At 38.9% G+C, this 21,798-nt stretch carries 18 protein-coding genes; 14 read left to right on the top strand and 4 right to left on the bottom strand.

The window, feature by feature from the left end; genetic code table 11:
* Window positions 1–169 precede the first annotated feature (169 nt).
* The 7 genes from I6N90_RS11395 (at window position 170) to I6N90_RS11365 (ending at window position 8,300) form a co-directional block, all read left to right on the top strand.
* Window positions 170–2,236 (top strand): S8 family serine peptidase, encoded by a 2,067-nt coding sequence (locus I6N90_RS11395; protein ID WP_197935618.1) that lies wholly within the window; start codon window positions 170–172, stop codon window positions 2,234–2,236.
* A gap of 196 nt (window positions 2,237–2,432) precedes the next feature.
* On the top strand, window positions 2,433–3,137 hold the full coding sequence (locus tag I6N90_RS11390; protein WP_197935617.1) for a response regulator transcription factor: 705 nt from the start codon (window positions 2,433–2,435) through the stop codon (window positions 3,135–3,137).
* The gene (locus tag I6N90_RS11385) at window positions 3,127–4,440 is read left to right on the top strand and encodes a HAMP domain-containing sensor histidine kinase (protein WP_197935616.1); all 1,314 of its coding nucleotides are present in this window, start codon (window positions 3,127–3,129) and stop codon (window positions 4,438–4,440) included. Before I6N90_RS11390 ends, I6N90_RS11385 begins: the two co-directional genes overlap by 11 nt.
* A 101-nt stretch (window positions 4,441–4,541) precedes the next feature.
* Window positions 4,542–5,681, top strand: a complete 1,140-nt coding sequence (locus I6N90_RS11380; RefSeq protein WP_197935615.1) for a DUF418 domain-containing protein — start codon at window positions 4,542–4,544, stop codon at window positions 5,679–5,681.
* A gap of 127 nt (window positions 5,682–5,808) precedes the next feature.
* A complete protein-coding gene (locus I6N90_RS11375; protein ID WP_197935614.1) occupies window positions 5,809–5,979 on the top strand; it encodes a hypothetical protein in 171 nt (56 codons plus the stop codon).
* Window positions 5,980–6,113: 134 nt separating this feature from the next.
* A complete protein-coding gene (locus tag I6N90_RS11370) occupies window positions 6,114–7,430 on the top strand; it encodes a phytoene desaturase family protein (RefSeq protein WP_197935613.1) in 1,317 nt (438 codons plus the stop codon).
* Entirely contained in the window at window positions 7,431–8,300 is an 870-nt protein-coding gene (locus tag I6N90_RS11365; RefSeq protein WP_197935612.1) for an RNA polymerase sigma-70 factor, read from the top strand. It abuts the gene before it with no gap.
* Window positions 8,301–8,401: 101 nt separating this feature from the next.
* Here the strand turns inward: I6N90_RS11365 and I6N90_RS11360 are convergent, their stop codons facing one another.
* Window positions 8,402–9,310, bottom strand: a complete 909-nt coding sequence (locus I6N90_RS11360; RefSeq protein ID WP_197935611.1) for a LysR family transcriptional regulator — start codon at window positions 9,308–9,310, stop codon at window positions 8,402–8,404.
* 122 nt (window positions 9,311–9,432) lie between these two features.
* Here I6N90_RS11360 and I6N90_RS11355 point away from each other — a divergent pair, with 122 nt between their 5' ends.
* A complete protein-coding gene (locus tag I6N90_RS11355; RefSeq protein ID WP_197935610.1) occupies window positions 9,433–10,500 on the top strand; it encodes a branched-chain amino acid aminotransferase in 1,068 nt (355 codons plus the stop codon).
* A gap of 192 nt (window positions 10,501–10,692) precedes the next feature.
* A complete protein-coding gene (locus I6N90_RS11350) occupies window positions 10,693–10,902 on the top strand; it encodes a hypothetical protein (protein WP_232242946.1) in 210 nt (69 codons plus the stop codon).
* Between the two features lie 287 nt (window positions 10,903–11,189).
* On the opposite strand, the gene I6N90_RS11345 is transcribed toward I6N90_RS11350, so the two are convergent.
* Window positions 11,190–11,510: a hypothetical protein gene (locus I6N90_RS11345; protein WP_197935608.1), complete on the bottom strand. Its 321-nt coding sequence runs from the start codon at window positions 11,508–11,510 to the stop codon at window positions 11,190–11,192.
* 811 nt (window positions 11,511–12,321) lie between these two features.
* Between I6N90_RS11345 and I6N90_RS11340 the strand changes: the two genes are divergently transcribed.
* From I6N90_RS11340 to I6N90_RS11325, 4 genes are all read left to right on the top strand, one after another.
* Entirely contained in the window at window positions 12,322–14,277 is a 1,956-nt protein-coding gene (locus I6N90_RS11340; RefSeq protein WP_197935607.1) for an AraC family transcriptional regulator, read from the top strand.
* A 1-nt stretch (window position 14,278) separates the two neighbouring features.
* The gene (locus tag I6N90_RS11335) at window positions 14,279–15,052 is read left to right on the top strand and encodes a (2Fe-2S)-binding protein (protein ID WP_197935606.1); all 774 of its coding nucleotides are present in this window, start codon (window positions 14,279–14,281) and stop codon (window positions 15,050–15,052) included.
* 146 nt (window positions 15,053–15,198) lie between these two features.
* Window positions 15,199–16,674: a protein adenylyltransferase SelO gene (locus tag I6N90_RS11330; protein ID WP_197935605.1), complete on the top strand. Its 1,476-nt coding sequence runs from the start codon at window positions 15,199–15,201 to the stop codon at window positions 16,672–16,674.
* Window positions 16,675–16,729: 55 nt separating this feature from the next.
* Window positions 16,730–18,568 carry a UbiD family decarboxylase gene (locus tag I6N90_RS11325; protein ID WP_197935604.1) on the top strand — a complete coding sequence of 613 codons (1,839 nt, stop codon included), beginning with the start codon at window positions 16,730–16,732 and terminating at the stop codon, window positions 18,566–18,568.
* A gap of 198 nt (window positions 18,569–18,766) precedes the next feature.
* Here the strand turns inward: I6N90_RS11325 and I6N90_RS11320 are convergent, their stop codons facing one another.
* Both I6N90_RS11320 and I6N90_RS11315 read right to left on the bottom strand, forming a co-directional pair.
* On the bottom strand, window positions 18,767–19,702 hold the full coding sequence (locus tag I6N90_RS11320; protein ID WP_197935603.1) for a hypothetical protein: 936 nt from the start codon (window positions 19,700–19,702) through the stop codon (window positions 18,767–18,769).
* Window positions 19,699–19,851: a hypothetical protein gene (locus I6N90_RS11315; protein ID WP_197935602.1), complete on the bottom strand. Its 153-nt coding sequence runs from the start codon at window positions 19,849–19,851 to the stop codon at window positions 19,699–19,701. Before I6N90_RS11315 ends, I6N90_RS11320 begins: the two co-directional genes overlap by 4 nt.
* A gap of 155 nt (window positions 19,852–20,006) precedes the next feature.
* Between I6N90_RS11315 and I6N90_RS11310 the strand changes: the two genes are divergently transcribed.
* Window positions 20,007–21,782, top strand: a complete 1,776-nt coding sequence (locus I6N90_RS11310) for a vWA domain-containing protein (protein WP_197935601.1) — start codon at window positions 20,007–20,009, stop codon at window positions 21,780–21,782.
* Window positions 21,783–21,798 lie beyond the last annotated feature (16 nt).

Below are 21,798 nucleotides of genomic sequence, written 5' to 3'. Positions count from 1 at the left end.
CCTTTTTAATCGATCTATTTCGACAGTTTTCATATAACAGACGATGTATATTGTTTTACATGCCTTTTTTATATTTGAGAGGCTGAAAACGAAGGTAACTATTTTTTAAGAGAGGAGAGTTTTACTAGTTTTAAAGCAGACTTTACAAAGAGAGTAGGAGAGATGGACAATGTTCAATAAAAAGATTGGTAGTTTTGCACTTACATTATTTATACTTTTAACCGTTATTACGAATGATAATCCATCCATTCATGCAAATGTCGAACAATCAATACTTGCAGTGAAGGATGCACAAGTGCAAAACGGAGGTCAGATCGTTATTAAATTCAAGCCAGAAGCTAATCTTCCTTATTATGATGGAGCGGAGCGGGCATTAAGCACCAGCAAAGATAACACATTAACGAGTGTATTATCCCAATACAAAAATCTTAAATTGAACCGACTTTTCGATACGCTTGATGAGACTTCTCGAATAATGAATAATAATACGGACATTTTCCATCGGTATTTCACCGTTGATATACCGACAGATGCGAATGCAGATAAATTGCTCGCTAAGTTGAATGGCTCTCCACTCGTAGAAACGGCTTACTTGGCACCAGCTTTGATTGAAGATCCGTCTGCACCTTATACGCCTAACACTACACCTGTTATACCATACGACGATCCACTCTATTTGAACCAAGCGCATGGCCAGTTAGCACCAATTGGAATTAATTCTTCATATGCATGGCAATTCGAAGGTGGTGATGGCAAAGGGATCACTTATGTAGATATAGAACAAGGGTGGGCTTTGAATCATGAAGATCTTGCAGCGCATAATGTTGAGGCTTTACCTAGCATTCTGATGTCTAGTTCCGCTAGTCATGGAAGTGCAGTATTAGGAGTTATATCCGCTGTTGACAACTCTATCGGACATGTAGGACTAGCAAATAAAGCTACACCAAAGGTTAATTCTTGGAGACGAATCGATGGATCAAGCAATATCGCCGCAGCCATTTTAACCTCAGTTCCTGTATTACAGAGAGGCGATGTTATTTTAATAGAGGTGCAATCTATCTCAAGTACTTCAAATGGTCAGTATGTGCCTATGGAAGTATTTCAAGCTGAATTTGATGCGATTCGATATGCGACAGATCAAGGGATTATCGTTGTTGAGGCAGGTGCCAACGGATCTGTTGATTTGGATACGTACCAGGATCACAATGGGAAATATATTTTGAATGTGAATAGCCCTGATTATAGAGACTCTGGTGCGATCTTAGTCGGAGCAGCCAGTTCCGCATCACCACATGAACGTATGTATTACTCTAGTTATGGCAGTCGAATTGATAGTTTTGGATACGGTGAAAATGTGCATACACTTAGTGCAGTTGATCTGAACTCTACGACAGGCTATACGTCTTACTTTAGCGGAACATCTTCAGCCTCCCCTATCGTTACAGCTGCCGTCTTATCATTGCAAGGTATAGCAAAAGCAAAGTATGGCATACCGTACAGTCCAGAAGAGGTGCGAAATCTGTTAAGAAACGAAAGCTATAATACAGCATCATCAAATCCATCCATTGATCGGATAGGTACGATGCCTAATTTGCAAAATATAATTGACAATATGCTAGCGCCTGGGGCAGCTTCAGGAGATATAATCGTTCCGACCGCTCCAAGCAATCTCACAACTTCAAATATTACGGAATCAACTGTTAATTTAACATGGTCTCCATCGACTGATAATATCGGAGTGAGCGGCTATGATATTTTTCAAAATGGGCTCAAGATCGGTTCAGCCACAGGCACTACATATCACGTTAGCGGATTACCTGCATCGACAACATTTTCTTTTACCGTAAAAGCGAGGGATGCTGCAAATAATACTTCCGTGGCTAGCAACGTTGCTTCAGTGACCACTAGTGCTGGGCCACAAATAGGTCAAACCTTTGTTGTATCAGCCCCAGCAAATACACCAGCAAATGCGAGTATCTATATGTATGTTCATGGTCTGAACAATAGCTGGTCTGTTAACGATGAAAATTATAAACTGACTAAAAATACGAACGGCACCTATAGTATTACACTTAATATTCCTGTCGGAACGTCGTTCCATTACAATTTCAGCAGAGGTACGTGGGGATCGATGGAAGTAACTAGCGGTGGGGGATATGTTGGACCACGCCCGTATACAGTCACTAATGGCTCTCAATTGCAACCAGTAACGGTTGCTCGTTGGTCGGATTTATAACGATTTATCGAAAGCTCATGACTAGCTTTTTTAGTAGTCATGAGCTTTTTTCGATTAAATTTATTAGGTTAAACCCATTAATTTCTCGGAAATAAAGAAGGGTCTAGTTCTATTTCAATGAAAAAATGTATAATAAAGTAATGTTTATTTTTTACCTGTTTGTTACATTTTTCAACCTATAACTTGGAGGAAATCTATGGATAACATTAATAATTATCATATATTAGTTGCGGATGATGATTCAGAGATTTGTGACGTAATCGAATTGTTATTGAGCTGTGAGGGATTTCGGGTAACAAAGGTGGCGAATGGCAATGAAGCGATAGAAAAAGTAGATAACGGAGTAGATTTAATCATTCTTGACGTTATGATGCCTGAAAAATCAGGATTTTTGGCATGTGCTGAAATAAGAAAAAAAACGACGGTGCCTATTTTGTTTCTTACAGCGAAGTCACAAGACTCCGATAAAGTTCTTGGATTTTCTGCTGGTGCAGATGACTTTCTATCTAAACCTTTTTCTAATGTAGAATTGCTTTCCCGCGTAAAATCACAACTTCGAAGATATTTTATTTATCAAGGTAAAAACGATATTTACCCTAATCAGCAGTTGGTGCTTAAAGATTTGACCCTCGAAATGGAATCCAAAGCAATGATGAGAAATGGCAATCGGATTGATCTAACGGAAACCGAATACCAAATATTGTTGCTTATGATGTCGCATCGAAACAAAGTATTTTCAGCTGAAAATTTGTATGAAAGCATCTGGAACGAACCTTATTATTATGATGCAAACAACACGTTAATGGTACATATACGAAATATAAGAAAAAAACTTGGTGAAGATCCAAAGCATCCTCGATATATTAAAACCGCATGGGGCAAAGGTTATTATGTGGATTAAAAAGAGGTATACCTCAAAGTTAGGTATGATCATTGGCTTTTATGTGTTTCTTGCCTATGTGATAACGACACTGATGATTATGATCGTTGTTGGTCTCTTTTCGGTTTTTAACAAAGAAAATATTATTAATGATGCAGAGAATCTATCACTAGTAAGAATGAAAATAGCAGAGCTACAGCTGTATATTGATGAAAAGAAACTGTCAGTTTCTAACCTAGAAGCAATAGCCCAGTGGAATCGTGACAATGATTTCTTTTATTTTTTAATTTATAAAGATAATGTCATCATTTATGAATCAGCTTCGGTATTAAAAGATTCATTCATTAATAATAAGAAACCTTTTAATGGGAGTGAATATCCTGATTACCGATTAAACTTTTCAGATAAAACGGTGACTTTAGAAGCCGTTTCTTTCTCTCAGGTCAAAAATAAAGTAACAATGAATACGATAACGTTTATTATTGCGTATGCTGTATTTCCACTAATATTATTCGTATTTATACGTAAAAAATTGCGTTACATTTTAAAGATTGAAGAACGGATTAGTGAGATTGAAAGTGGAGATATGCAAAATAGCATACCTGTTATAGGAAATGACGAGCTAAGCTCACTTGCTGCCAAAGTTAATAGTATGACGAATGCAATGCGTGAGCAGTTTCAAGTGGAAGAGCAATTGAAACGTGAGAAAAGCGAGTTAATCAGTGCGGTTTCACACGATATTCGAACTCCTTTAACGACGGTCATCAGTTATTTGGACTTGCTTGCGGCTAAAAAAGTAGAAAGTGAAGAGAAAAGGCAGCAATACATTGAACATATTCGAAGTAAAGCGTATTTGATCAAAGATTTGACGGACGAATTGTTCGCTAATTCATTTTCCTCCCATCCAAGTGTTCAATTTAAGTTATTGGTAGTTGAGGGAAGGGAACTATTTGGACAATTGCTATCTGATGCTATCTTTTTGTTAGAAAATGAAAATTTCGACATACAGCTTGATAATAAAATGAAAGAGCCGTTTTTCATTTATTCCGATATTAATCAATTCATTCGCGTATTTGATAATTTATGCTCCAATATAATCAAATACGCTGATCCGCGTTCGCCAATTCGTTTTTCAATTGAGAAAAAAGACGACACATTGGTACTCATTCAAAGCAATCAAGTGATGAAACAGCCCATTGGCAAAAGCTATGGTTTAGGTATCAACACATGTGAAAACATTATTACGCGTCATAGCGGTACGATGAACACTCGAATTAAAAATGATCAATTTTTAGTTAAAATAGTCCTTCCAATAAATCCTTAGAGTCAAAATGAACGGTCTTAAGAATTATTAAGAACTCGTTCAGAATCTCTTTTGTTTTGACCAATAAAATAAGGTCATAAAAACAAATAGGGAGAGTACTTATGGAGAGAAGTATGGATCGGATTCGCATACTGGATATTTTGAGAGGGTTTGCTATCTTGGGGACACTCGGAACGAATATTTGGATATTTGCTTACGCTAGTGAGATGAGCACATTATTTCCCGAAGTAGAAAATTGGTGGGCGTCCGTGGATGCTTTTATCCGCACGTTGTGTGGTGCACTCATTAACGGGAAGTTTTTAGGATTGTTGTCGGTCATGTTTGGAGTAGGGCTTGAGATGAAGTACCGGCAGTCCGTACGTAAAGGAACAACATGGCCAGGCATATATATTTGGGTATCATTAATTTTAATGTTGGAAGGTTTTTTACATTTTATGTTGGTGATGGAATACGATATTTTGATGGGGTATGCAGCTGCTGCAATTATCGTTTCATTTATCGTAAGAGCAGGTGATAAAGCGATTCGGCGAACGATAATTTGGGGTGGAAGTTTGCATATATTATTAGTATTGGTACTGGCTGTAGGGATGAAGATACTTATGTCTTCCGATAGCAGTGAATCGGCGCTTATGCCAGCAGATTTAGCTGGGCTTTATCAATCAGGAAGCTGGTTTGATCAGATACAAGCAAGATTGTCAAATATACTAATGATGCGGTTTGAAGTTATATTTACTATTCCGATGAATGTCGTATTGTTTCTGTGCGGTATTATGATGATGCGTAATGGCTTATTCGCAGACGATGCAGAGGGCAGACGCAAACGCGGTAAGTTGATGAAATACGGTGTCGGAATTGGACTTCCGCTTAACTTTTTGCTTTTTGTCCCTGGCGGAATATTTGATGTCCCAGCTCGTTACTTATTTGCTCCGTTGTTAGCTATGGGCTATGTAGCTATTATAGCTAGGCTACTAGAATCCAAACCGAAATTTGTATTATGGAACTGGCTAGAGAAAACAGGGAAAATGTCACTGAGCTGTTATGTGCTGCAAAATGTATTGTGCTCGTTCATTTTCTATGGCTGGGGCTTAGGAATTGGCGGTAAACTAAACGCTATTGAAATAATCGGAGTATGGATATTAGTAAGTCTATTTCAGTTGACGTTCGCTAATGTTTGGCAACGTATGTTCAAACTTGGACCAATGGAGGGTGCTAGAAAGAAGGCTGTAAGCTTATTTTCATAAAGGTAAAATGAAGTTAGAAGCTGTCACTTTGGCAGCTTCTTATTTGTGTTCGGATTGATGAACTCGTCCATTCCCATTCCTTCATGAATGAATATAAATAGATCAAATGAATTGAAGGGGGAATATTATGTCGCTAGCCAATATACCAAATATTACTCCGTCGATCACCCTAACTAGGTACGATGCCGTTAATTTGCTATTGTCTTCCATTGCTTTAGAAGGAATTGGGATCAGTCATGTTCTTAATGCCGAAGCTGAGATGTTGGAAAGAACGATGGAAATGCCTTCTGAAGATTGATAATCAGGAGGTTTTTTTTATATTGTTAAACTAGAACATCTTCGGTCCGCTATATTTTAGCAGAAAAGTGACCTCTTTTTGTAACAAAACACCTCTATCGATTGTTATATATGCAAAAACATGAGGTGATTTACATGAATGCATTAAAAACAACCTATGACGTAGTAGTTGTTGGAGGCGGGCTGTCAGGATTGACAGCTTCTATATATTTGGCGAAAGCTGGCTTGTCCGTATTACTAACTGAAAAGTCAAATAAACTTGGCGGGCGAGCATTAACGGTGAAGAAGAAGGGGGCATATCTCAATCTTGGTGTACATGCATTTTATCAGGATGGGAAAGGCGAAGAAGTATTAAAAGAGCTTAATGTTGAGCTAAAAGGTGCTAACCCGCCTGCATCTGTCGTAGCGATATGGAATAACAAAGTATATACGCTACCAACTGATCCGATAAAGTTGATCACATCTAGGTTGTTTTCTTTGTCTGGAAAAGTAGAACTCATAAAGTTTATGATGAAACTAGGAAAGATAGATACAGCTAAGCTCAGCCATCTTACATTCAGAGAATGGGCAGAGAAGGAAGTTGTTGATCCGATGATCCGTCATGTTATTTATTCGATATGCCGAGCCAATACGTTTGTGCTTCGTCCAGAATTACATTTGGCTTCTACAGCTGTCAAACAACTTCAGCGAACATTTGGAGGGAAGGCATTTTATATTGATGATGGATGGGCTAGTCTCATAGAAGTTCTCAAATATAAAGCGGAGCAAGCTGGAGTAACGATTATGACAGAACATTCAGTGGTCGAAATTTCTCCAAGCGACAATGGATTGCAAGTTAGCTTTGCAAGTGGCGACTTGTTAGACGTTTCTTCTGTTATAGTTGCTACGGGCTTAACTGAAACGTGCAAAATTGTAAAGGGAGCTGATCAAACTAGCCTTACGAAGTGGAAGAAACAAGCACATCCGATCAAAGCGGCTTGCTTGGATGTTGTATTACGTCGTCTTCCGAGTCGTTGCTCATTCTCTGTGGCAGGGTTTTGGCTAGATGCACCTCTTTTTTATAACAATCCAACATCAGTTGCAAAGTACACGGAACAAGATGATGGCTCTACAGTCATTCATATGGTAAAGCAGCTAGGTGAAAATCCAAGTTATCCAGAAGAGGATAAATGGCAATTGGAACAAGCATTAGATCTTATACAACCGGGATGGCGGGAAGAGGAAATTGCCCGTCAGTTCTTACCATATATAACGGTCGCTAGCGATTTTTGTTCTTTTAACAAAGTGGGCAGTTATTCAGGACCGGATGTACCGGAAATGACAGGACTTTATGTTGCGGGAGATTGGACCGGTCATGAGGGAGAACTACTCGTGGACGCTGTTTTTGCTGGAGCAAAAAGAGCCGCTCAAGTTGTAATTAAGCAAAAAAGAGAAGAGCGGAGGAAGGGATAAGTGGATATAGAACAGTTATACGTCGAGCTAAAGCCATTGTTATTTTCTCTTGCTTATCAAATATTGGGAAGCGTTACGGATGCGGAAGATATTGTTCAGGATACATTTATGTCTTTGCATGAAAACGAGCCAACTGATACCCAGTTTATTAAAGCATACATGTGTAAAGTAGTTACGAATAAATGTCTCAATAAATTAAAATCGAGCAGTAAACAGCGGGAAATGTATGTGGGGCCATGGCTTCCTGAGCCGCTAGTTACTAGACGAAATAATACAAATGATCCATTGGAACAGTTTATTTCAAAAGAATCGACGTCCACCGCATATTTGCTTCTATTGCAACAATTGTCAGCCGTAGAGCGAGTCGTATTTTTATTAAGAGAACTATTTAGTTATCGTTTCGAGGAAATTGCGTCTATTATCGATAAGAGTAGTGGAAATAGTCGGCAAATCTTTTATAGAGCGAAAAAAAGAATCGGTTCAGCATCTAAGAAAAACACAGTACCACGGAATATATCGACGACATTGACGGAGCAATTCGTAAGTGCAATTGCTACAGGCAATATCAATTCATTGTTAACGATTCTTTCAACTGAATCGGTATTGTATACAGATGGCGGGGGAAAAACGAATGCAGCATTACGTCCTATCGTTGGACAAGAGCTTATTATACGTTACTTTACTACGGTTAGAGACAAGGTTCCTGCACATTTTGAATGTTTCGTTCATGAGATTAATGGTAATCCCGGCATTATTATAAAGATAGGGGAGCTGACCTTTTCGGTTATTTCCTTTCAGATCAAGGAGAATACCATTTCTGACATTTATATCGTAATGAATCCTGAGAAATTGTATCACTTGAACAAATAGAAAGAAAATCATCTGCTTATAAAGTTAATCGAAAGATCAAAGTCTTACATTATGGAGAAAGTTCATCAAGAAAGTATCCTTGGTCATCTGAAGGAAACCCATTAATAACTTTGATCGGATGTAAAGCATTGGATAAAATGTTGTGCTCTTTTCGAGAGTGATTGATCTTTGATCCACAAAATACCTACGTCGGATTGAAAGTCTGCATCTTCTATTTCTCTTATATCTACAGTACCAATCGGAAAAGAAGATACTACAGATTTGGGGAATATAGACGCCCCAATTCCTGCCGTAATGAGAGACATAATAATGGATACACTTGAACATTCGCAAATTATAGTTGGTTCAAAGCCGCGACGCTTAAATTCACTCACAACTTGTTCATGCATTCTAGTTGTTTTGTCGGATTTTAAAGTTAGGAGCGGGTAACTCGCCAAATGTTTGATAGAGATGCTGTTTTGTTGGGAAGAAGGAGACGAGCCGTCGGAGCATGGCAATATAGCAACATAAGGATCGGATGGCAACTGAAATATGTCTAATTTATTTTGTAAAATATGAGTTTCAAAAGGCAGTCTTGATATGACTAGCTCAACAGAACGTTTTGCGAGTAACTCCCCTAAAAAATAGTGATCCCCTTCTGCGATTTTAAATGTAACGAGCGGATATTGCTCCCTCATTTGTTTGATTGGCTTTGGGAGAATCGAAACACATGAAACTGCTGCACCGATGCTTAAAATACCGCGTACCCCGGATTCGAGATCCTTTACTTCTTTAATCGTTTCATCCAATTGAAGTAACAAATGTTCAGCCCTCACTTTGAGCAATTCACCAGCTGCGGTTAACGTAAGCTGTTTTCTGCTACGCTCGAATAATTGGGCTCCAAGTTCTTCTTCTAATTGTATGAGCTGACGGCTTAATGGCGGTTGCTCCATATGAAGTAGCTTAGCCGCTTTTGTAATTTGTTTCTCCTCCGCTATAGCAAGAAAATATTTTAGCTTCCGAATGTCCATAATTGCCCCCTTATTAACATACTTAAAAGATCTGGATAGAGTACTTAATAGATAATTTATTTATACATCACGGGATGATAGTATTCAATCATATATGAATAGAACGAGGGGATATGATTGATATGACGGAAGAGAATATGATCTATATCGAACATAGTAAAAATAAGAAAAAGATTCCACCGAATAATCAGCTCGGTTTTGGCACTCATTTTACCGACCATATGTTTATGATGAACTACAGTGTAGAAGAGGGGTGGCATCAAGCAAAAATAATGCCGTATCAACCACTTACACTAGATCCAGCTTCGAAAGTGTTTCATTATGGGCAAGCGATTTTTGAAGGACTCAAAGCGTATAGAGCACCAGATGGTCGAATTCTATTGTTTAGACCACAAGAAAATATTGATCGAATGAATCGTTCTAATGAACGAATGAGCATACCGAAACTTGATACGGATGTCGTTCTAAATGCTTTAAAGCAATTGATTAAACTCGATGAGAATTGGATTCCTACCGCGCCGGGTATGTCATTATACATTCGTCCATTTGTTATTGCTACTCAAGCTGTACTCGGCGTAGCGCCTTCTGAAGAGTATAAATTTATTATCATCATGTCGCCTGTAGGTGCTTACTATGGTGATCGTATTAATCCGATAAAAATTTTCGTAGAGTCTCAATATGTACGTGCTGTCGAGGGCGGAGTAGGGGAGGCAAAGGCAGCAGGCAACTATGGGGCGACTTTTAAATCACAAAAGTTAGCTAAGGAACAAGGCTATTCGCAAGTCATGTGGCTTGATGGTATACAGCACAAATATGTTGAAGAAGTAGGCAGTATGAATGTGTTTTTCAACATGAATGGAACGATTGTTACACCTGCACTTAGTGGAAGTATATTGGCTGGAATTACTCGTAATTCTGTTATTCAGTTACTTACTCATTGGGGTTTACCTGTGGAAGAGAGGAAAATTTCGATTAACGAGATTTATGAGTCAGGTCATGTGTCGGAAGCATTTGGGACGGGGACAGCAGTCGTTATCGCACCAATCGGCGAGATGTACTGGAATGGACAAACATTACTAATTGCTGAGGGTTCATTGGGAGCATTAACACAAAAAGTATACGATACATTGACTGGTATACAAAATGGTGCGATCGAAGATCTATTTGGATGGACGATGCAGGTTAACTAAAAAAGAAAGGTGAACAATCTATTATTTCTATTAATGATAGATTGTTTACTATTCCTACAATTTAAGTAAGTTTAGTATGATAGCACAACGAAAAAAATAAATCAAGTATTATCCTTGACTTAAAAGGAAAAATATAGTATCTTTTTTATGGGCACAGAAAAGGGTTGAAAGGTGGTGGATAGAGTGGAGAAAATGGCGATGAACATGATGATGACAATGTGTATGCAAGATATGATGACTCGTATGAACGGCATGATGATGATGATGGAATGTATGAAGTCAGAAGACATGATGATGACATGTATGGATATGGACACGATGATGAAGAACATGCAAAATTGCGACGAGATGATGACTAAGATGATGAACATGATGACAGAAGCTAAACAAATGACAATGTAATTTAACGTTTTATGTAGACCGAATTTCCCAGATTCGATCAACACTATTGTGCAGTGCATACATATGCATGTTTCCTTTAATTATATTCTCGATGATGGCAGAGCAGACCAACTACATGCCGTCTACCTTACTACAGTCTTCAGCTACAAATAAAATCCTCTGTTTCATCTGAAAAACCCCTTTGCACATTGGTAAAACCTCAATTACATCAACAAAACTTTCTGATTTAATTATAACGTACTATACCACCAACATGATCTTTGGATTCAGTTGTACGCATACTGTTTTTATATTAATTGACGACCGACCTCTAGTCTTCTTTGCTTTAAAGATTGAATTAATTGTTGAACAGTTTCGATTTCAAAAAGGCTGTTGCTTGTTTTTATTTGAGCGAACAATTGTAGTAACTTATGATTTAACAAATTAAATTCGCCCCACAATTCTTCTTTCCCTAACTCATGTTTATTAATGCTATTTTCTCCAGAAGGACCACTGCGAATTATTTGCAACAACTCTTCTTGCCAAGCAGTATCGTTGATTTGACCTGCGAAGTTATACAAATCCAAGTAATCATTTAACCATGTTGTCTGCTCATTAACTTTATTCATAAGTAGCACCTTCCTTGTTCGTTTGCTCTATTTACCTAGTATTATACTCGGAATTATAAGGAATGCAAGATGACTTCTTCAAAAATCCACAAAATGGATTATAGATTTTTTTTATAGTAGAAAGCTTTTATTTAATAATATCTATACTAATCAACGATTTGGTTATTCTTCCGCTTCTTCCGCCACAAGGAAGGAGAGTGACGAACACTTAAAGGTCAAACTTACAGTTTTGTGAGTTAGTGTAATTCGATTTCAGTTTTGTAAGTTGCTATAACTCGAGGACACACGTTCCGTTATTTTGCAGCTTTTTCTTTATTAAGGTAGTACGAGAACAAGAGATCCGTTATTGCACACTAATTGCATATAAATAGGGATCTTTTGAGTAAATAACGGAACCTCTGTCCGCGAAAGTAAAAAACATGCTGATTTTGAGGAATAACGGTTTCTGTGTCCTCATTTAAAGTAAACTTGGTTGTTGTTATTACTACTACAACAAAACAAAAGCCGCCTCTACACAATCCCCGAATAATTAATCAGTACGTTAATTGTGTGGAAGCGGCGTGTTCTTCACGACGTTTATAATGATATAAAAAAAGTGTATTTATTGAATCTTTAACAATCGGAATGACATATTGTAGGTAAGTTACATTAAATGAATTAAGGGATTGTGAGGAAAATCGTTGTAAAAAAGTTTTAGTAATGTATAAGACAAAATCTAATGTTACTAGTAGAAAATTGCGATAGTGCTGATAAAATAGAGTTAAACCTATAAATGGTGGAAACACGTAAACAAACATGGAAGGTGAAAGGAATGAAAATACTTGAACAATTGCCACTCTGGAATCACGCAGCAATAAGGGTGCTTGATGTGCGGCGATCAATTGTGCAATCGGGCGAAAGTGTGCTCCAGTTTCGGTTACCAGCGAGTGCTTTTATTTACGTTGTTATTGGAGAGGCAAAAATTCTAATCGACAGAAATGAATATGTAGTAGATCATTGCTTCGTATGTCATGCGGGCAAAGGTGCGACTTTAGATATCGTACAAGTAGCCGAGAAAATTGATTATTATATTATATATTACAAAGCAGCGATGGTATTGCCATGTCGCAGGGATCTGCTAAGTATGTTTGAGAACAATAATCCGTTTCAAATCCAATATGGTTTAGTTCCTTCGTATCCGCTAAGTCTATTAACAAAAGTAGAACAGATATACAAGCAGTGGCAATTAGGTGAGCAGTTGGAGAAGTTTCATGTACGAGCATTATTTCACCAATTTGTATATGAAATGCTACAGCAGTTACATAACAATGGGAAGGCATTTGTGAAACAACCGGATATTGTTAGTCAAAGTATTCGTTATATGGAAGAGCATTTCGCAAGTCCAATTAGTCTAGAAGATCTGGCTAGTGCACTACATTGCAGCACAAGACAACTACAAAGAGCATTTAAAGAAAAACTTCGAATGGGCCCAATTGAATATTTGATTCAAGTTCGGATGGACCATGCACAAGCGATGTTGGTCAATACGAACGTCTCACTTAAGTCGATAGCTGAGTCGGTCGGTTATGGAGACAGTTACTATTTCAGCCGTGCATTTAAGAAATATTCCGGGGTCGCTCCCATATACTTTAGACACAATAGTCGTATAAATCCATTCAAGTTGTCGCGGAAATCCATTGGAACAAGGGACTTACTTTCGTATAGTGTTGATGATGATAATCATTATCGAATACGAAACGAAGGGGCTTATAAGATGAACAGAAGTTCAAAACCATTGCTCGCAGTAAGTTTAATGTTAAGTTTGATGTTATTTCTCGGAGCATGTAGCACGGGATCAGGAACGACTACAAGAGAGTCTAGTCAACCAACATCCCAAACCAATACTGTCACTCCAAGTGCTAGTGCTGAACAAGCTGCGCAACAATCCTATCCGGTCGTAATAAAAACACTTAAGGGAGATTTCACACTAGAACAACGTCCAGAGAGAATTGCTGTATTAGATACCCAATTCGTTGATCATTTGGTAGCACTGAGTGAACAACCAGCAGGAAGTGTTACTGCGGATGGGGATAGTGCTGATTTCCCAAGTTATCTAACGGATAAACTAAAGGATGTAAAACTATTAGGAACAAGAGATGAACCCAATCTAGAAGCCATCGTTGCAATGGCTCCTGATTTTATTATTTGTACAGAATTTCAAGAAAAAATTTATGATAGTTTAACGAAGATCGCACCAACTGTTATGCTTGATCGTAACGAAGACTGGAGAGACACACTTATCACTTTTGGCAAAATAGTAGGCAATGAGCAAGAAGCGACTTTAGCAGTGGATGCTTACAAGCAGAAAATTGACAAGTTGAAGGCTGAACTCGCACTTAAATTAAATGGGGAAAGTGTTGCATTAATTCGTCCGCGTGATGATGGAATTCGTGTACATACCCCAAGCCACCGAACGGCTGCGATTTTGCATCAGGATTTGGGACTGGTAGCACCTGAGCAAGTGAAACAGGAGAAAGATACTGCGTATCATATATCTTTAGAGGCTTTGCCGGATGTCGGTGCTGACCATTATTTCCTATTAAAAAATGATATGTTCAAATCTCTTGTAGAAGAATACGAAAAAACAGAAGTATGGAAATCTATTGATGCAGTAAAACAAAATAAAGTGTATACGGTAGATACGACCTTATGGATTGCGTATTATGGACCGATTGCAATTAATTTGGTTGTAGATCAAATAGCTGAAACATTACTAGGAGCGACATAACATGTCCGTCACTTTGACGAAGCCGGAATGGGAATGTTTGAAAACTAGGTTTAGATTTTTATTAGAAAATGACTCGCAACCTACAAATCGATTTGTAATGACTAACGATCTACTTAATCAGGAGAAGTGCGCATTATATTTAGATTATCTCTCAATAGAGTTAGACTCTCCAACTCGATTAGTAACAGCATCAATGCTGGCAAAAAGGTATGCAATGTTAACGGTAGCTCCTGTACTTTTTGCGATGTCGTATTTCAACAAAGGTTTGAAATTGTCAATTGAAAGCAGTCGTTTAGAATCGCCTGACGATGGAGTGGAATCGAGGTATCCTAACGGAAGCCTCGGTGAATATGAGGTTTCGGAACCGGAAGAAGGGAAACGTAACGAGTGGCGGGAAGAGGTGTTACGTCATATTTTTGCCGAGCATTTATCTCTGGTGTTTCGTACGTTAGCTGGAGTTAGCCGTGTTCCTATATCCATACTTTGGGAAAATGCATTCGTTCGTATAAGACCACTTTATGAAGATGGAATAGAGGAAGAAGCGGATACGTCTGTTGTCCAGCGGCTGCGTGAAGATTACAATTATATCGTACGCCTCGCACCAGCGACCATTTTTGGAGAACGTCGAAACCCATTATCTACATTTATGTCACCAACGAATAGAGGTAGTAAAAAGGAATTAACGACTCACATTCGTCATACGTGTTGCTTTTATTACGAAATTTCAGCAGAGTATTGTTATTCTTGTCCGAAACCATGTGATACCCCTATTTAATAGGTTGACTGAAGCCTACTCCATTTTGGAGAGGCTTTTTTTCTTTCTATTGATAAATACTTATGCTTCTTTAAGGGTGGCGAATATTTTGATTTATGTAGAGGAATAAACTAAGATAAAAAGAGACTACGAAAATAGGAGATCCAATGACAATAAATAGAAATGAAAGCAAAGCAGGATGGAACTTTGACAATAGTTACGCCCAGTTGCCAGAATTAGCTTTTTCTAAGCTCGGACCGAACGAAGTAAGCGCTCCAGAATTAATCATTTTCAATGACGAATTAGCAAAAAAATTAGGACTAGACTTGGAAGTGCTGCAAAGTGAGCATGGTGCTGCAACTCTTGCTGGAAACGTAATTCCCGAAGGTGCATTGCCACTAGCTCAAGCTTATGCTGGACATCAATTCGGACATTTTACAAATTTAGGTGATGGAAGGGCTATGCTTATTGGTGAGCAAATTACACCAGAAGGTGAACGATTTGATATTCAGCTTAAAGGCTCAGGTCCAACTCCTTATTCCCGTCGAGGGGATGGACTAGCGGCACTTGGACCGATGCTCCGTGAATACATCATTAGCGAAGCTATGCACGGACTGGGTATTCCAACGACTCGCAGTCTTGCGGTTGTAACAACAGGTGAACACGTATATCGTGAAACGGTACTACCTGGTGCTATTTTAACACGAGTTGCAGCTAGCCATCTTCGGGTAGGGACTTTTCAGTATTTTGCGAAAGCGGGCTCTGTGGAGAATCTCCAAACCTTAGCAGATTACACGATACAAAGACATTATCCAGCAGTTACGGCAGCTGACAATTGTTATCTTGCGTTACTACAGGAAGTAATCAAACGTCAAGCTTCATTGATTGCTAAATGGCAACTTGTTGGCTTTATTCACGGAGTGATGAACACAGACAATATGGCGATTAGCGGGGAAACGATTGATTACGGCCCCTGTGCCTTTATGGATGAATATGATTCGGCAACTGTATTCAGTTCAATAGACCGACATGGTCGTTACGCTTATGGCAATCAGCCGCAAATTGCTGCATGGAATCTTGCACGATTTGCTGAGACGTTACTACCACTACTTCATGAAGACGAAGAACAAGCTGTCAAACTTGCCGAAGGTGCAATTGCCCAGTTTGCAGAGTTGTTTCATCAACACTGGCTCGCTGGAATGAGATCCAAGCTAGGCTTGATGAACGTAGAGGAACAAGATGAAACACTAATTGTTGCTCTCCTCACAATAATGGAGAAGTACGAAGCGGATTACACAAATACGTTCCGTGCGTTCACTTTCGGTAAGCCAGAGGAAACTGTATTGTTCGGTACTTCGGAGTTTACGGAATGGTATGAACAGTGGCAGGAAAGATTGGGCAGACAGCAAGGATCAATAGCGGACTCAGTAGCACTGATGCGTAGCAGTAATCCTGCTCTCATTCCACGGAACCATCTTGTAGAGGAAGCGCTCGAAGCAGCTGTTAAGTTAGGCGATTATAGTGTTATGGAACGTTTAATAAACGTTCTATCGAATCCTTATGAGCACTCTACAGAACAAGCAGAATGTTCTGCAAAGCCTAACCGTTCAGAGTATCCGTACCAAACATATTGCGGTACGTAACATAAGTATTAGAAAGAATCACTTTTGTATAGAAACAGAAGATTGGAGTACTACTATGAGCTATCGTAATTTAGAGGAATGTGTTATTGATCTAGAGAAGCATGGTCATTTGGTCCGTATATATGAAGAAGTTGATCCTAATTTAGAGATGGCTGCTATACATATGAAAGCTTATGCGGCTGGCGGTCCTGCTTTATTATTCGAAAATGTGAAAGGTTCGAAATATCGTGCCGTTTCTAATCTATTTGGTACTATCGAGCGCAGTAAGTTCATATTTAGAGATACATTAGAATCTACAAAAAATGTTATCGCTCTACGCAACGATCCGATGAAGGCGGTCAAAAAACCGTTTAGTTATGTTGGAACAGGGCTCGCTGCCAAAAAAGCGCTGCCTATTAAATCATCCGGCGGGCTACCATCTGAGTTCACAGAAATTAAAATTGAAGATCTTCCACTTATAAAAAGCTGGCCGATGGATGGTGGTGCATTCGTCACTTTACCACAAGTGTATTCGGAAGATTCCGATAAGCCAGGCATCATGAATGCCAATTTAGGTATGTATCGTGTTCAGCTTGATGGCAATGATTATGAATTGAACAAAGAAGTAGGCATCCATTACCAAATACATCGCGGTATTGGAGTCCATCAAGATAAAGCGAATAAACTAGGAAAACCGCTTAAAGTAAGTATCTTTATTGGAGGGCCTCCAGCCCATACGTTGTCTGCTGTAATGCCGCTTCCTGAGGGCATGAGTGAGCTTACTTTCGCTGGACTGCTTGCGGGTCGCCACTTCCGTTACAGTTATGTTGAAGGACACTGTGTTAGTAACGATGCCGATTTTGTAATAACAGGAGAAATTCATCCAAATGATACAAAACCTGAGGGGCCTTTTGGCGATCATTTGGGTTATTACAGCCTGACACATCCGTTCCCTGTTATGAGAGTGCATAAGGTGTATGCTAGAAAAAATGCTATTTTCCCGTTTACCGTTGTGGGCAGACCGCCACAAGAAGATACTTCCTTCGGAGAACTTATTCATGAGTTAACTGGAGGAGCGATCAAACAAGAAATACCTGGGCTGAAAGAAGTTCATGCAGTCGATGCAGCTGGTGTTCATCCTTTGCTCTTTGCAATTGGAAGTGAACGTTATACACCTTATCAAGAAGTGAAACAACCAGCTGAGATTCTTACCCTAGCTAATCGGATACTCGGAACGGGTCAATTGAGTTTGGCTAAATATTTGTTTATTGCCGCTGAAGAGAAACAATCACTAAGCACTCATCATATAGTAGACTTTTTGACGTATATGCTGGAAAGAATGGATCTTCATCGTGATATTCATTTCCAGACGAATACAACTATTGATACATTAGATTACTCTGGAACTGGGCTCAATACGGGCAGTAAGGTCGTATTTGCAGCTGTCGGGGAGAAAAAGCGGGAGCTTTGCAAGGAAGTTCCTGATGGTCTGAGAGGATTAAAGGGTTATGAACACGTTCATATGATTATGCCTGGTATAGTGGCGATTCAAGGACCAGCATTCGTGAGCTACAGTGATGCGGAGAAACAATTGAAATCGCTAAGTGATTCGATTTCTGAAAAGGGAGCAATTCCATCATGCCCGATGATCATCTTATGTGATGACAGCGAGTTTATGAGTGCTACAGTAGACAATTTCCTGTGGGCTGCATTTACACGGAGTAACCCATCCCATGATATCTACGGTGTGAATAGCTACTATTCACATAAACATTGGGGTTGTGACAATATCATAATCGATGCACGAAAAAAGCCACATCAAGCACCACCATTAATAGCTAATCCAACTGTGGAACAAAATATAAAACGATTATTTGTAAATGGGGCTAGTTTGAGCGGAGTTAAATGGAAGTAAGTCGTGGTTCGGACAACGATCTCACTTTACAGCTAAACTATATTTTTAATCTATTACATCACGAAAAACCACGTCCTGAGGACGTGGTTTTTGTTGTAATTCCTCTAGACTAAAGTCTTGTATCGTTTGTGACTTAAGTAGGTTTTAGATTGTTTATGAGCACTGTATGCTGAATGGAACTCGATTAGTCAAAAAGGTTTAACCGTTTTGAAAGTCCTGATCCCATTTGTATTTTTCTTCATAGACGCGCATAACTTCATCATACAAAGGTCGTGACTTAAATATCGGATCGTTTTGTACAATGCGGTATAGTCTTAAAAATCGATCCTTCGGAAGTAAACGTGCGTAACTAATCAATAAATATGGATACAAAACTAAATAGCGCTTTTTGCGAACTGCGGCTCCAGCGACACCTGCTATTATGCTTTTACCACCTTGTAACTTCAATATTTGTGATTCATATTGAAGTACATAACGGAATGTGTTTTCTTTTAGCAGATCGCGCCTAATTTTGGCGAGTTCTCCGATGTAGTCAACTAGATCTGCGTTAAAACTTTCCATGAGCAATGGTTCAATCATTAAATCCATATCTTTGCGCAATCGGAAAGTTTGCAGAAGCATAATTTGTTCGACACGCATTTGATCGGTTTGTACTAATGATCCTATTTCTCTCAGCATCTCATAAGTACGAGGTTTGTCGCCTTGATGGAACATAGCAATCGCTGCTTGATGATCAGTTTTTAAACCTGAAACGAGTGAATAAGCATGTTGGTGAAACATTTTTTTAAGTTGTATCCGCTCAAGTGCAGGGGTAAGACGTACTTGTATCGTCCATATAAGTGATAGTAGTGCGATGCCGCAAACTAGCAGAAGTCCTGTTTGTAATGGAGAAGTGCTGAATGGTAATCCTACCCCAATGAGCACGACTAGAAGTATTCTTATGAACCAACATTTCCTTTGTGTTAAGACTGCAGCTCGTTTCTCGACTGGCTGAAGAGCAGACTTATGGCAAAACATACAGATTTGTTCACCAAGAACAGTGAAATGGTTGCACTTACGACAAATTTTGAGCTTTTTATATGGATATTGAACGGGCGAATAAGGTTTAAGTGTTACTGCTAATTTATTGTTCATTCTACATTACCATGTCCGCGTTTTAAGATGGATACGACAAGCCTGCTTAGCTGCTCCGGCGAAGGGGCCTGTTTTATTTGGGAACGATAGCCCAGCACTACTATTATTACAATTAATACGATTATGCCTATTACAAAGTATGTAATCATGCGGAAAGCCTCCCCTATAAGACAAAAAAAGTGATTTATGGAAATTGATCAGGTATACTTATTGTAAGTATATCATTATAGTAACAGTCATGACTAACGATGACTTTTGAACTAGTTTAGACAATATATCGGCAATGTGGCCAAGGAGGACTATCATGATTTTACAAAAAAGATATAGAGATTATTTTATCATCATAGCAATTGTGGTATTTATGTGCTTAAGCAATGTGTCAATTATAGCAGCTGCCGGGGGCGCTTCAAAGATTGATGCAGTACTTGTACTAGATGTGAGCCATTCAATGGATAAAAGTGATCATCAGAAGATAGGTAATGAAGCTATGAAAATGTTTATTGATATGTTATCCGAGAAAGGTGATCGAGTAGGTATTGTAGCATATACCGATGAGATTCAGCGTGAGAAGGCGCTTCTCGAAATTCGTTCAGCAGACGATAAAGAAAACTTAAAATCGTTTATCGATCAATTGGATCGAGGTTCATATACGGATTTATCGGTAGGGATAGAGGGAGCTGTACAAATATTAGAGGATGGGGCTACTGCAGGTAGAGAGCCAATCATAATATTGTTAACGGATGGAAACACCTCGCTTGATCCGAAATCTGGTCGAACAGAAGCGGAATCAAATGAAGTGATGAAGAAAGCTGTCAAAGGGGCTAATGATAGCGGCATTCCAATCTACACAATTGGTTTGAACGCAGACGGTAAACTTAACAAGAACGCAATAGAAGATTTATCAAAGCAGACAGATGGTAAGTCGTTCGTTACCGATTCAGCAGATGACTTACCTCAAATATTAAGTGAAATATTTGCTAGCCATTTGGAACTCAACATCGTTCCAGTTAACTCGTTAACTGCGAATGGAGCATATCAAGATGTGAAAATTACTGTTCCTAACAGCAATGTACTGGAAGCAAACATTTCGATTATGTCGAATAAGCCAGTAGAGGCCAAACTAATTGATCCATCGGGGAATGCTGTTGCCATTCCATCTCAAGAAGTGTTGTTAGCAAAATCGAAGAGCTATTCTTTAATGAAACTGATTAAGCCAGACCAAGGTGATTGGACTCTGCAAGTAAAAGGTGTGGCAAAGGATAAAATCGATATTAACTTAATCTTCAACTACGATTTGACACTTGAGCTTGAACCGCTTAAGTCAACTACTTTTTCCAAGGGCGACACGGTAAAAGTTAAAGCTTTTTTAGCAAGTGGAGGACAAAAACTTAGCGATACAGCGCAATATAGCAACATGAACGCGGTTATGTTCGTTAAAGATGTAACGACAGGTAAATCTGAAGAAATAAAGATGACAAACACAGGTGACCACTTTGAAGGCGACTATAAGGTGGCGGATAAACGTAAATATGAAATTAAAGTAAGGGCGGAAGAGAAGAGTTTTTTCCGAGAGAGTGCATTATTAACAATCTCAGCTGCATCTGGAGCGGCAAAGCCTACTAGCCCGCCAGTTACAGAATCTAATGACAAGCCGTTTCCGACTTTAATCGTCGTAATTGGTGTTGCTCTATTAATCGGACTCCTAGCACTTGCTTATTGGATTAGCCGGATGTTAAAGGAGAAAAATCGCGGATTCGTTGGACAATTGATTATTGAGATTCGAGATGAAAATACAGGAGATAAATCTTCGCCGCAATATAAAAAATTAAACCATTTTAAAGGAAAATTCCAGCTTCATCAATTATTGCAGCTAGCCCCTGAGTTCAAGGAAACGGAAAAGGTTATCTTCAAACCCGCGAACAATGACAAAATCATGTTGTTTAATAGTTCTGTATGCAAAGTAGAAAAGTTCGGAAGAGCGGTCGCTGATGGACGTGGTCTGGAGCTTCAAAGTGGAGACAGACTAACAGTAACGCTGACGCAAGTAGACAAAACGATCTACATCGAATATCTCATTTAACAACAACCCAGGAGGC

The organism is Paenibacillus sp. GSMTC-2017 (assembly GCF_016019935.1).
Taxonomy (GTDB): Bacteria; Bacillota; Bacilli; order Paenibacillales; family Paenibacillaceae; genus Pristimantibacillus.
The sequence above is the reverse complement of the archived record's forward strand: the minus strand, read 5'-3'. Positions and strand labels throughout refer to the sequence as shown.